Genomic DNA, 10,292 nt, shown 5'->3' on the forward strand with positions numbered 1-10,292 from the left:
TCGCTCTGGCTCTTCTTTCCATCGCTTTGACTCTTCCTTTTGTCGCTCGTATTTCTTTCCGTCGCTCTGGCTCTTCTTTCCGTCGCTCGGATTTCTTTCCGTCACTTCGACTCTTCCTTCCGTCGCTCTGGCTCTTCTTTCCGTCACTCCGACTCTTCTTTCCGTCGCTCGGATTACTTTCCGTCACTTCGACCCTTCTGTCCGTCGCTCTGATCGCCAAAATAAAAAAGCGTAGACTTCAAATAATATAAAGTCTACGCTTATTTCTTATTTTGTTCCGCCGTAAATAATTGTTACATTTGGATGATTTAATAATTGGCTTGCTGGGAAATCTTCAGTGATGATACCACTTTTTAATTTTTCCATAGCCTCTAGTTTTTTTTCACCAAATGCAATTAACACGATTTCCTTGGCTTTCATAATAGATTGAATGCCCATTGTAATTGCATGAGTCGGTACATCTTTAGAGTTATCAAAATAAATTGCATTTTCTTTACGTGTAGATTCAGTTAGCTCCACAATATTAGTCATTGAAGCAAAAGATGTGCCCGGTTCGTTAAAAGCAATATGTCCGTTAATGCCAATGCCTAGAAGCTGCAGATCAATTCCTCCCGCTTCCTTAATGCGAGCTTCATAAGCCGCACACTCAGCATCTAAGTTTTCTGCCTTACCATTTGGTAAATGTATATTTTCTTCCTTAATATCTACATGATTGAATAAGTTCTCATGCATAAATGTCCAATAACTTGCCGGACTTGTTTGATCGAGACCTATATATTCATCTAGGTTAAAGGTAATCACATCGCTAAAAGATATATTGCCAGCTTGTTGGCGTTTCACTAATTCCTTATACATTCCTAAGGGAGAACCACCAGTCGCTAATCCTAAAATACTTGTTGGTTTTACTTGTAATTGTTTAGTGAAAATATCCGCTGCTACTTTGCTCATTTCATCGTATGAATTTACTTCTAACCATTTCATTTCGCTTGTCATTCGTATACCTACCTTACAATCATTATTATTAACTAAAATAATAGGAAATATCTTTCTTTATTATAGTTAATACTTTCATTTTACAAGTTATTTACCTTCTTTTCTATTATTTTCTTTATATTATTCACGTGTATTCTCAAACCATTTCGGTTATGTTATTTAGTAAGGAAATGAGGCGATTTTATGAATTCACAAATAAAGCAATATTTAAGGCTTATTCAATTTCAAGGATCTTTAGAGCCATCTATTAAGTTACTTGGTCAGCTTCAAACCAAACATCTACATACCATTCCTTATGAGAACCTAGATGTTGCCTTAAAACATGACATCTCCTTCGCTATTCCTGACCTTTTTCAAAAAATGATTATTCAACTTCGCGGAGGCAATTGTTTTGAACTAAATATTTTATTTAGTTGGCTACTTCGCGAACTTGGCTTTTCTGTAACCAACCGCTATGCACAATTTTGGCGCAACAATGAAGCAGATACTCCTGTTGAGGATGTACCTATGCATCAGCTATTGCTGGTCAATTTCAATGGCCAATCATATATTTCAGATGTTGGTGTAGGTGCACTAGCTCCTTGTAAACCAGTTCCACTAATAGCTGGACATCAACACCGTGAAGGTAATGAACTTTATAAAATTGAACGAGATGAAGCGAACGGCTGGATGCTGTACGAACTAACAAAAAATAATTGGCGTTTACTTTATAGTTTTTTTGATGACGCTAACGATGCAAAGTTTGCACCAAGACTTTCTAAACAAAAAAATAAAATCGCGATGATTCGTACTCCTCGTGGCCGTCATACAATGCTTAATAACGAATTTCGAATTTACGAGGGATACTCCCTAACAACTTATACAACGCATAACGAAAAGGAATGGCGACAAGCACTTCATCGCTTTTTTCATATTTCATTAGATTAGATGCTACAAAAAGCAAGCCTCCCCATTTAAAAGGAGGCTTGCTTTTCCTGTGCTATCGACTTAATCACAAAAAAGCCTCCGCAATCGTTTGGCAGAGACTTATTAAAAAGCTTATTTATTTTGAATTAAGCCGAAGCCAAGCCCAGTTGGATCTACCATATAGGCAAGATAAAACTCAGCAAATTCCATTTTGTCACGAACAATGATGGCACCATTATGTTTAGTTTTAGCCATAGCCTCATCGATAGAATCCACTTCGATTTGAATACGTGTTCCAAAAGGATAATCATGTGGCCCCTTAGCAATACCGCCGTTAATCCCTAATTTTTTATCATCCCCGGTTGTTACAGCCCAATAATCCCAATTAGGTGCGGCTACATCCCAACCAAAAACCTTGGCATAAAACTCAGCTGCATTTTCAGGCTCCTGGCTATTTAATTCAAACCCTATAACTCTCCCCATCTAATTCCCCTCCTAATTTTTAAATCATAATTTATAATTCCATAACCAAATGGATATTCTCTCCATTTATTCAACACCATAATGTAGAGTTGAATTCCTTTCCAACTAGGTGCTTTCCTGGAGATGACTAATTAGCCTTGGTATTAGCAATTGTGACAACATAATGACGTAGGTATTTAACTATTTATTAATCAGGAAAATATTGTATAATTAAATTAGAACGAACGTTCAAATGTTTTAAAGGGGTAAATCAATGAATAAAAGACGTTACGATAGCGAGAAAGCAAAAGTTGAAATTATGGAACATGCGGTTAGTTTGTTTTCTCAAAAAGGCTATAATCAAACATCAGTTGGCGATATTTCCACCGCTTCAGGCTACAGCAAAGGACACATTTATTACCATTTTGAAAACAAAGAAAAGCTCTTTGTTCTTTTAGCGCACCAAACAATGCAAGATTGGAACAACAAATGGCTGCAAAAAGAATGTAACTACTCTACGGCAACAGAAAAATTATATGGCATGGCCATGCATGTTCTCTATCATTACCAAACACCTTTATTAAGATCAGGGCAAGAGCTAGCTTCCAATCCAAAATCGAGCCCTGAATCAGTACAACAATTATACAATTTAGCGGTTGTACCGATGGGTGCTTATCGTGCGATTCTGCAAGAAGGAATTGATAAGGGGGAATTTGTTCATGGAAATATTGATGAGTGGACAGTTCTGCTAGGTACATGGCTAGGGGGATTATGTCAGCTTACAAATACTCAGGAGCTGAAAACACTTGAGCCACTCTTTAACAAGGCAATAACCATTTTTATCAATTATGCCTCGGCATAATTGCGTCCGGAATAAGCTTTATGCTTAGGCCTGCACGATGCAGGTCAGTTAGCCGTTATCGCATGGATGCGATGATTTTAGGCTAACATCCTCTAAGAACTCCTTTCCGATTCCGAGATATCCTCCGAAGGAATTAAGTTAAAGGAGATAAAAAAAGGTGGGATATAAATGAAAATTGCATGTATAGGCGACAGCTTAACAGAAGGTAGACCGGGGGTTTCATTTTTTAAACTACTAATAACAAAACATCAACATATCGAATTTGATAATCTCGGTAAACCAGGTGAAACAGTAAAAAGCTTACACAGTCGTTTAGAGAAATCGAAGCTAGCTACTTATTATGACCTTAGCTTTCTTTGGATTGGTGTCAACGATGTCTATGGAAAACTTTTGAAAGTGCAGGCACAACCAGTGACAAAAGACCATCAAGAATTTAAAGATTACTATGTAAATTGTTTAGAAATCATTTTAGCATCCTCTAAACATGTCGTTTTAGTAACACCAGCTTTAATAGGAGAGACAATTAAAAACGCTCCTAATAAAGAATTAAAAGAGCTCTCCTCTATTATTCAATCCATTTCTTCAAAATATGCAAATGTAAGCTTTCTAAATATTCAAGAGGTGTTTGAGCATCACTTAGAACAAGTTACTAGTTCTGATTATATGAACACCAATGTTATGCGAGTAATGAAAGATGTACTGTTTTATAAAAATCCTTTGCGAATTGACCGATTATCTAAAAAGAGAGGGCTACATTTAACGTTAGATGGCGTTCATTTAAATAGTAACGGAGCAGAACTTGTCTTGAAAGAATACACAGCTGTCATTGAACAGTTTCACTTACAAGAAGCTATTGAACAATAGGAAGTCATGTGAGAGGTGATGAATATGAGAAAGGTTGCGATTGTTACTGGCGGTGTATCAGGTATAGGGAAGGCTATCTGCAAAGAGTTAGTAGGTCGTCATGTATTTGTCATTATTGCAGATATTAACGAACATGATGGACATTTTCTAGAGGCAGAACTAAATAAAGATGCTTCAAATGCTAGATTTGTTGAATTAAATGTAACCGATTATAAAAGTGTTGAACATGCCATTACAAATGTCTATGAGGAATTTCAAAGATTAGATTATTTATTCAATAATGCTGGTATAGCTATGTATGGTGAAATGTATGATATGTCGATGGACGAATGGAAAAACATTGTGGATCTTAACTTATGGGGCGTTATATATGGTACTCAAGTTGGCTATCAAATCATGAAGAAACAAGGTTTTGGACATATCATCAATACCTCATCAGCAGCAGGGTTGGGGCCAGCGCCTATATCTGCCGCATATTCAACTACGAAGCATGCTGTTGTGGGCTTAACGACATCACTTCACTATGAGGCTGAGGAATTTGGCATCAAGGTAAGTACGCTATGTCCGACTTTTGTTGATACACCTATTTTCGATAAAGCAACGGCTATTAATATTGATAAGTCAGTGATGTCCAAACAATTGAAAAAGCAAAAAATGATGTCTCCACAGCAACTAGCAAAAATCACTATTGCAGGCGTACACAAAAATAAGCCTATTATCTGTCCTATGCCTATGCGTAAAACAATGGATGTACTCTTTACGATCTTCCCTTCGTTGCACAGAGCTTTAATGAGAATGGTCTGTAAAGTAAGTCGAAAAGCTCGATTAACATAAACTTTTAACGTAAAAGCTTTCTTCCAAAGGTAAAAAACCGCTATGCTTTTCCGCCGGCCAGGCACGAACCGCATCAGGGCCAAAAATAGGATGTTGGACACGAAGGCATATGTCTCCTTCGCTACATTTTCATTTACACTCTTTAAAAACAATTTGTAGGCGTCTCGCGACTTTTTACCTTTATATTTAAGATAACTTAAACACTGAACGGAATAACCCTTTTCAGAGATAAATAGCTAGTTATTTATACTTTTCTTTATCATTTTTATAAATACCTAAAAGTAATATAATTAACCCTATAACAAAGATTATAGGAGCTAAAAACATCATAATCGAGGTTGCCCAACTATTTTTAACTACTATTCCATACATTACGCCAATTACAAAAGATAAGAACGGTGCAAACGCTATCATTGTAATGATACCCCAAACGATGTAATTCCCTTTCTCTGACCTTCCTTCGGTTAATTGGAATCCCGCTATTAGACCAACTAATACTATCAATAAAGCAATGACAAACGCCATTTGAAATCACCTCCCCCTTTCCTTCTATAATATGCTTCATTAGTTTAGTGGTTTGGTAACATAACACTAGGCTTATTAAAAATATCTATAAATAACGCCCAGATGGAACGGAAAATCAGCTTAACATTATGGTGATAAGCCTGTTTAACTTCTTTTAGCGGATGTCAAAAAACCACAACCATCAATAAATGCGGTTGTGGTTTTTATGATTCGATCTAAATGGCATCTTGCAAAATGACACCGTCGCTCATTTTAATAATACGATCCGTATAAGCAAGCATTTCTTCATCATGTGTCACCATTAAAGTAGTAATGTTTAACGTTTTAGTCAAATCTCTAATTAGTAACATAACCTCCTTTGATCTTTGTGAATCTAAGCTTGCTGTTGGTTCATCTGCGAACAGAACTTTCGGTTTATGAATGATTGCTCGGGCAATGGCAACACGTTGCTTCTCGCCACCTGACAAGGACGAAGGATAAGCCATTTTTCGATGGTCCATCCCTACTAATTTTAGTATTCGATTAACTTCATTTTTTTGTTCCTGCTTCTTTAATTTTGATTCAGAAACATCTAGCATTAGCAGTAGCTGCTCCTCAACTGTAAGAAAAGGTACAAGGTGTGCAAACTGAAAGACAAACCCAAATTCACTTGCTCGTACTTTTCGAACCTCTTCAGATTTCATGGTGGACATATTTTTCCCTTCAAATATAACGTACCCATCTGTTGCAGGCTGAAGTCCAGCAGCTATTGTCAGAAGTGTACTCTTACCTGATCCAGATGCACCGACCAATGCTGTTATTTCCCCTTCATTTAGAGAAAGATCTATCCCTTTAAGTATTTCTTCCTCTACCTCGCCATTCCTAAACGTTTTTCTAACTTCATCGATTTTAAATAAAGTCATATTAAGCATCTCCTTGCTGTATCGCTTGTAATGGTTGAATTTTTTTAATTTGGATGCCTGAAATTGTAGCACCAATAAATCCAATAATTAGGAATACGATCGATAATTGCGTTGTCGTCGCAATTGTTAACGTGAAAGGCATTCCTTTTGGCGCTATCAGATTAAATGCTTGGCTAAAGGCTACCGACAAAATAAGTGAAATAACTGTAATGATAGCCATCTGTGTCCATATCATTTTGAATAGTTTGCTCGTTTTCACACCAATGGCCTTCAAAATTCCGTATAAACCAATTTTTTGAACGTTCATCATATAGAAGAAGATAGCAAACAGCATCCCACTAATGACTACTAAAAACCAGACAATCATATTTAAAGACATTTGTTCTGCGCTATAGCTTGGGATTGTATTAAGAAACTCTTTATTCGAAAATGATTGTAATCCAGCAAATTGTTTTGAAGAATCACCATTTGGTACAAAAATCAATTGCATTTCATCAGCATGATAAATTTCTTTATAATCCTCTTTATTAATATAGGCAACCGGTGCATGACTATATTTCTTTTGCTCTACAAATCCTTTTACTACAAACTTGTCACTAAACTGATTATTCGTTAATGTATCGCCTACTTTTATTCCTTTATCTTTCAATGAGCTGTCTAATATCACTTCTTCGTGTTGCACATTTTCAAATAACTCTGAATCAGTGGATGCAACAAAGGCAACGCTTTGCTGCTTATTGTCCTGATCATTTAAAAAGCCCATTTGTAGTGAAAAAGCTACTGCATCCTTTTCATTGCTCAATATTTCATTTTGTGTACCGCTATCTATTTTTGACAGATTATAAGTTTGATCTGCATCCGTATTCATATAAAATTGTCCTTGTGGTAAATCTTTAATTAAAGCGGCATTATCCTGTGATAATCCATTCGCCAAACCAGAAATAATAAAAGTTAAAAAACTAACTAGAAAAACAATTGAACCTAATATTAAAAATCTTACTTTATTCTTCTTAATTTCTTTCCACGCAAGATTCATAGTGAACTCCTCCATTCCTTTTTACATCCTTAGCATAAAAACCTTAAATGAACGGAAGATGAACTAATCATTAAAATTACAATATTTTCAGTAAAAAAAGCTCATAAACCTTTTCTTTTTTAGGTTTACGAGCTGATTGTAAAATTATTGGCCATCTAAACGAATGACAGCTTTTTTATAATATTTTGGCGTTTCCTCTATTTTTGATTCGTACAAAATCACTTCTTCAACTAGAAATTTTGGAAGCTGAAAATTTTCTTCTAGCAATGCGCCGAACGGAATTTCCCCGCACGCTTCATCCCATTTTCTTGCAACAGTTATATGGGGTGTAAAGGGCTTCTTATCTAATTCAAAACCAGCCTTCATACAATCACGGTATACTATTTCTTTCACCAAATTTAATGGCTGCGATTCGAGCAGATTAACCCATAAAATTCTTGGATATTCTTTTCTCCCAAAAGTATTGAACCCTTGAATTTTTAATTCGAATGGTAGAACATTCCGAAGATTTTTCCTCGTTTCATCCATTACAGCCTGTAATTGCTCTTCATCCGCATGACCTAAAAAAGCCAATGTGATGTGATAATCTTCCTGGTGTACCCATCGTTTAAAATGAAAATCTGTTTTCATTTCTTCACATCTCACTTTAAGAGCTGCTTTAATATCTGAAGGAAGTGGGACGGCAATAAAAAAATGTCTGTTCATAATTATAACCTCTCTATTCATCATAAATACTACTTATCAGGCATTATGTCATTTCCTACTTTAATTTAACCATTACTACTCACGCTAAAGCAGAAATAACCCCCTTTTCTTTTTAGCGAGTGGGCCATAATGTAAAGTGAGGTGGTCTAAGTGGAACAACAAGATTATTACACTTTGTAAAGCACACAATATTTCTCCTCGAAAACCTAGATTTATTAAAGTTGAAGATGTGGTTACTATTAATGTTAAAAATCATATGAAAGAAGGAGTAGATTTGCAATGTTTTAAAATTCTTAATCTTATTGCTACCTTTTATTAATAATCCTAACTGGAGCGGCAACAAATAAAGTTGAACACAACACACTCGCCATCACTTTTTGCTTTTCATGTCATCACCCCTTGTATTATTGATTTTTACTTCTATTAATTTTAAAATTCTGCAAATTCATTTCTGTACTGTGTATAGCAATCTATGGTTCGTATAAAAAAATCCTCTCAAAAATACCCTTTGAGAGGATCTTAATTGCTTTCTACAAATAAAAAAAGAACCCTTGTAATCAAGGATTCTCTACTAAATATGATACCGGTGGTCGGGGTCGAACCGACACTCCAAAGGAACACGATTTTGAGTCGTGCGCGTCTGCCAATTCCGCCACACCGGCATAATGGAGATAAAAAAAATCGGATAAACCGATTGAGTACTAAATTATGGAGGCGGCAACCGGATTTGAACCGGTGATAAAGGTGTTGCAGACCTGTGCCTTACCACTTGGCTATGCCGCCATAATATTTGGAGCGGAAGACGAGGTTCGAACTCGCGACCCCCACCTTGGCAAGGTGGTGTTCTACCACTGAACTACTTCCGCAATAAATGGCTGGGGTACCTGGATTCGAACCAGGGCGTGACGGAATCAAAATCCGTTGCCTTACCGCTTGGCTATACCCCAAAAGTTAAATATATAAATGGGGCGACTGATGGGAATCGAACCCACGAATGCCTGAACCACAATCAGGTGCGTTAACCACTTCGCCACAACCGCCATATTACTATATATTATATTGTTTTAAATTAAATGGGGCGACTGATGGGAATCGAACCCACGAATGCCTGAACCACAATCAGGTGCGTTAACCACTTCGCCACAACCGCCATGAAATTAATTAATTGGCAGGGGCAGTAGGAATCGAACCCACATCAAAGGTTTTGGAGACCTCTATTCTACCGTTAAACTATGCCCCTATAAAAAAACTGGTGGAGGGGGACGGATTCGAACCGCCGAACCCTAAGGAGCGGATTTACAGTCCGCCGCGTTTAGCCACTTCGCTACCCCTCCGGTAATGCCATGGTGCCGGCGATAGGAGTCGAACCCACGACCTACTGATTACAAGTCAGTTGCTCTACCAACTGAGCTACACCGGCAAAAAAATATGGTGGGTCAGGACGGAATCGAACCGCCGACACTTAGAGCTTCAATCTAATGCTCTACCAACTGAGCTACTGACCCATATTTTTTAAAAAATGGCGGTCCCGACCGGGATCGAACCGGCGATCTCCTGCGTGACAGGCAGGCATGTTAACCGCTACACCACGGGACCATTTTGGTTGCGGGGGCCGGATTTGAACCAACGACCTTCGGGTTATGAGCCCGACGAGCTACCACTGCTCCACCCCGCGATAATAAGGTGATTTATTAAAATAATGGTGGAGGATGACGGGCTCGAACCGCCGACCCTCTGCTTGTAAGGCAGATGCTCTCCCAGCTGAGCTAATCCTCCATCTGGGTATTAAATGGTGACCCCTACGGGATTCGAACCCGTGTTACCGCCGTGAAAGGGCGGTGTCTTAACCACTTGACCAAGGGGCCATCGTTTGGAATAAAAAATCCTTAAAGTGCTGGCGGAGAGTAAGGGATTTGAACCCTTGAGACAGTGTTAACCGCCTACACGATTTCCAATCGTGCTCCTTCGGCCACTCGGACAACTCTCCAAGAATGGCTCCGAAGGCAGGACTCGAACCTGCGACAACCTGATTAACAGTCAGGTGCTACTACCAACTGAGCTACTTCGGAATAATTTTATCATATAGCCTAGCGACGTCCTACTCTCACAGGGGGAAGCCCCCAACTACCATCGGCGCTAAAGAGCTTAACTTCCGTGTTCGGTATGGGAACGGGTGTGACCTCTTTGCCATCATCACTAGACT

The 10,292-nt window shown here is 38.0% G+C and carries 10 protein-coding genes, 16 tRNA genes and 1 rRNA gene; 4 read left to right on the forward strand and 23 right to left on the reverse strand.

The annotated features are described in order from the left end of the window. Positions 1 to 267: 267 nt before the first annotated feature. On the reverse strand, positions 268 to 981 hold the full coding sequence (gene nagB / locus ACIPKN_RS16605) for a glucosamine-6-phosphate deaminase (RefSeq protein ID WP_400937988.1): 714 nt from the start codon (positions 979 to 981) through the stop codon (positions 268 to 270). A 195-nt stretch (positions 982 to 1,176) separates the two neighbouring features. Here nagB and ACIPKN_RS16610 point away from each other — a divergent pair, with 195 nt between their 5' ends. Further along, positions 1,177 to 1,920 (forward strand): arylamine N-acetyltransferase family protein, encoded by a 744-nt coding sequence (locus tag ACIPKN_RS16610; protein WP_400937966.1) that lies wholly within the window; start codon positions 1,177 to 1,179, stop codon positions 1,918 to 1,920. Positions 1,921 to 2,031: 111 nt separating this feature from the next. On the opposite strand, the gene ACIPKN_RS16615 is transcribed toward ACIPKN_RS16610, so the two are convergent. Continuing rightward, the gene (locus ACIPKN_RS16615) at positions 2,032 to 2,382 is read right to left on the reverse strand and encodes a VOC family protein (RefSeq protein ID WP_400937968.1); all 351 of its coding nucleotides are present in this window, start codon (positions 2,380 to 2,382) and stop codon (positions 2,032 to 2,034) included. 253 nt (positions 2,383 to 2,635) lie between these two features. On the opposite strand from ACIPKN_RS16615, the gene ACIPKN_RS16620 reads away from it, so the two are divergent. The 3 genes from ACIPKN_RS16620 (at position 2,636) to ACIPKN_RS16630 (ending at position 4,921) form a co-directional block, all read left to right on the forward strand. Then, the gene (locus ACIPKN_RS16620; protein ID WP_400937970.1) at positions 2,636 to 3,223 is read left to right on the forward strand and encodes a TetR/AcrR family transcriptional regulator; all 588 of its coding nucleotides are present in this window, start codon (positions 2,636 to 2,638) and stop codon (positions 3,221 to 3,223) included. A 168-nt stretch (positions 3,224 to 3,391) separates the two neighbouring features. Then, entirely contained in the window at positions 3,392 to 4,087 is a 696-nt protein-coding gene (locus ACIPKN_RS16625) for an SGNH/GDSL hydrolase family protein (protein WP_400937972.1), read from the forward strand. A gap of 18 nt (positions 4,088 to 4,105) precedes the next feature. Continuing rightward, positions 4,106 to 4,921, forward strand: a complete 816-nt coding sequence (locus ACIPKN_RS16630; RefSeq protein ID WP_400937991.1) for an SDR family NAD(P)-dependent oxidoreductase — start codon at positions 4,106 to 4,108, stop codon at positions 4,919 to 4,921. A gap of 240 nt (positions 4,922 to 5,161) precedes the next feature. Here ACIPKN_RS16630 and ACIPKN_RS16635 read toward each other — a convergent pair whose 3' ends face one another. From ACIPKN_RS16635 to rrf, 21 genes are all read right to left on the reverse strand, one after another. Then, positions 5,162 to 5,446, reverse strand: a complete 285-nt coding sequence (locus tag ACIPKN_RS16635; RefSeq protein WP_132364113.1) for a hypothetical protein — start codon at positions 5,444 to 5,446, stop codon at positions 5,162 to 5,164. 215 nt (positions 5,447 to 5,661) lie between these two features. Continuing rightward, entirely contained in the window at positions 5,662 to 6,348 is a 687-nt protein-coding gene (locus tag ACIPKN_RS16640; protein ID WP_400937975.1) for an ABC transporter ATP-binding protein, read from the reverse strand. A 1-nt stretch (position 6,349) separates the two neighbouring features. Next, positions 6,350 to 7,384: an ABC transporter permease gene (locus tag ACIPKN_RS16645; protein ID WP_400937977.1), complete on the reverse strand. Its 1,035-nt coding sequence runs from the start codon at positions 7,382 to 7,384 to the stop codon at positions 6,350 to 6,352. A gap of 144 nt (positions 7,385 to 7,528) precedes the next feature. Further along, positions 7,529 to 8,089, reverse strand: a complete 561-nt coding sequence (thpR, locus tag ACIPKN_RS16650) for an RNA 2',3'-cyclic phosphodiesterase (RefSeq protein WP_400937979.1) — start codon at positions 8,087 to 8,089, stop codon at positions 7,529 to 7,531. A 581-nt stretch (positions 8,090 to 8,670) separates the two neighbouring features. Then, a tRNA-Leu gene (locus ACIPKN_RS16655) sits at positions 8,671 to 8,751 on the reverse strand. A gap of 47 nt (positions 8,752 to 8,798) precedes the next feature. Then, positions 8,799 to 8,872 (reverse strand) — tRNA-Cys (locus ACIPKN_RS16660). Between the two features lie 8 nt (positions 8,873 to 8,880). Beyond that, a tRNA-Gly gene (locus tag ACIPKN_RS16665) sits at positions 8,881 to 8,955 on the reverse strand. 6 nt (positions 8,956 to 8,961) lie between these two features. Continuing rightward, positions 8,962 to 9,036, reverse strand: a tRNA-Gln gene (locus ACIPKN_RS16670). Between the two features lie 17 nt (positions 9,037 to 9,053). Further along, positions 9,054 to 9,129 (reverse strand) — tRNA-His (locus tag ACIPKN_RS16675). Positions 9,130 to 9,163: 34 nt separating this feature from the next. Beyond that, positions 9,164 to 9,239: transfer RNA gene (locus ACIPKN_RS16680), tRNA-His, on the reverse strand. Positions 9,240 to 9,255: 16 nt separating this feature from the next. After that, positions 9,256 to 9,329 (reverse strand) — tRNA-Trp (locus tag ACIPKN_RS16685). A 10-nt stretch (positions 9,330 to 9,339) separates the two neighbouring features. Then, positions 9,340 to 9,423, reverse strand: a tRNA-Tyr gene (locus ACIPKN_RS16690). 10 nt (positions 9,424 to 9,433) lie between these two features. Next, positions 9,434 to 9,509 (reverse strand) — tRNA-Thr (locus ACIPKN_RS16695). Between the two features lie 9 nt (positions 9,510 to 9,518). After that, positions 9,519 to 9,594: transfer RNA gene (locus ACIPKN_RS16700), tRNA-Phe, on the reverse strand. Between the two features lie 15 nt (positions 9,595 to 9,609). Further along, positions 9,610 to 9,685: transfer RNA gene (locus tag ACIPKN_RS16705), tRNA-Asp, on the reverse strand. A 4-nt stretch (positions 9,686 to 9,689) separates the two neighbouring features. Further along, positions 9,690 to 9,764 (reverse strand) — tRNA-Met (locus ACIPKN_RS16710). A 25-nt stretch (positions 9,765 to 9,789) separates the two neighbouring features. After that, positions 9,790 to 9,865, reverse strand: a tRNA-Val gene (locus ACIPKN_RS16715). A gap of 14 nt (positions 9,866 to 9,879) precedes the next feature. Then, positions 9,880 to 9,954, reverse strand: a tRNA-Glu gene (locus tag ACIPKN_RS16720). A 30-nt stretch (positions 9,955 to 9,984) separates the two neighbouring features. Then, positions 9,985 to 10,076: transfer RNA gene (locus ACIPKN_RS16725), tRNA-Ser, on the reverse strand. A gap of 5 nt (positions 10,077 to 10,081) precedes the next feature. Then, a tRNA-Asn gene (locus tag ACIPKN_RS16730) sits at positions 10,082 to 10,158 on the reverse strand. 16 nt (positions 10,159 to 10,174) lie between these two features. After that, positions 10,175 to 10,290: ribosomal RNA gene (rrf, locus tag ACIPKN_RS16735) — 5S ribosomal RNA — on the reverse strand. Positions 10,291 to 10,292: the final 2 nt, after the last annotated feature.

The sequence above is a fragment of the Lysinibacillus sp. NPDC086135 genome (assembly GCF_044746345.1).
Classification (GTDB): Bacteria; Bacillota; Bacilli; order Bacillales_A; family Planococcaceae; genus Lysinibacillus.

Coding starts and splice junctions, on each gene's coding strand:
- ACIPKN_RS16620 (WP_400937970.1), top strand. CDS start 2,636: ATGAATAAAAGACGTTACGATAGCGAGAAAGCAAAAGTTGAAATTATG.
- ACIPKN_RS16610 (WP_400937966.1), top strand. CDS start 1,177: ATGAATTCACAAATAAAGCAATATTTAAGGCTTATTCAATTTCAAGGA.
- ACIPKN_RS16635 (WP_132364113.1), bottom strand. CDS start 5,446: ATGGCGTTTGTCATTGCTTTATTGATAGTATTAGTTGGTCTAATAGCG.
- ACIPKN_RS16640 (WP_400937975.1), bottom strand. CDS start 6,348: ATGACTTTATTTAAAATCGATGAAGTTAGAAAAACGTTTAGGAATGGC.
- ACIPKN_RS16630 (WP_400937991.1), top strand. CDS start 4,106: ATGAATATGAGAAAGGTTGCGATTGTTACTGGCGGTGTATCAGGTATA.
- ACIPKN_RS16645 (WP_400937977.1), bottom strand. CDS start 7,384: ATGAATCTTGCGTGGAAAGAAATTAAGAAGAATAAAGTAAGATTTTTA.
- ACIPKN_RS16625 (WP_400937972.1), top strand. CDS start 3,392: ATGAAAATTGCATGTATAGGCGACAGCTTAACAGAAGGTAGACCGGGG.
- nagB (WP_400937988.1), bottom strand. CDS start 981: ATGAAATGGTTAGAAGTAAATTCATACGATGAAATGAGCAAAGTAGCA.
- thpR (WP_400937979.1), bottom strand. CDS start 8,089: ATGAACAGACATTTTTTTATTGCCGTCCCACTTCCTTCAGATATTAAA.
- ACIPKN_RS16615 (WP_400937968.1), bottom strand. CDS start 2,382: ATGGGGAGAGTTATAGGGTTTGAATTAAATAGCCAGGAGCCTGAAAAT.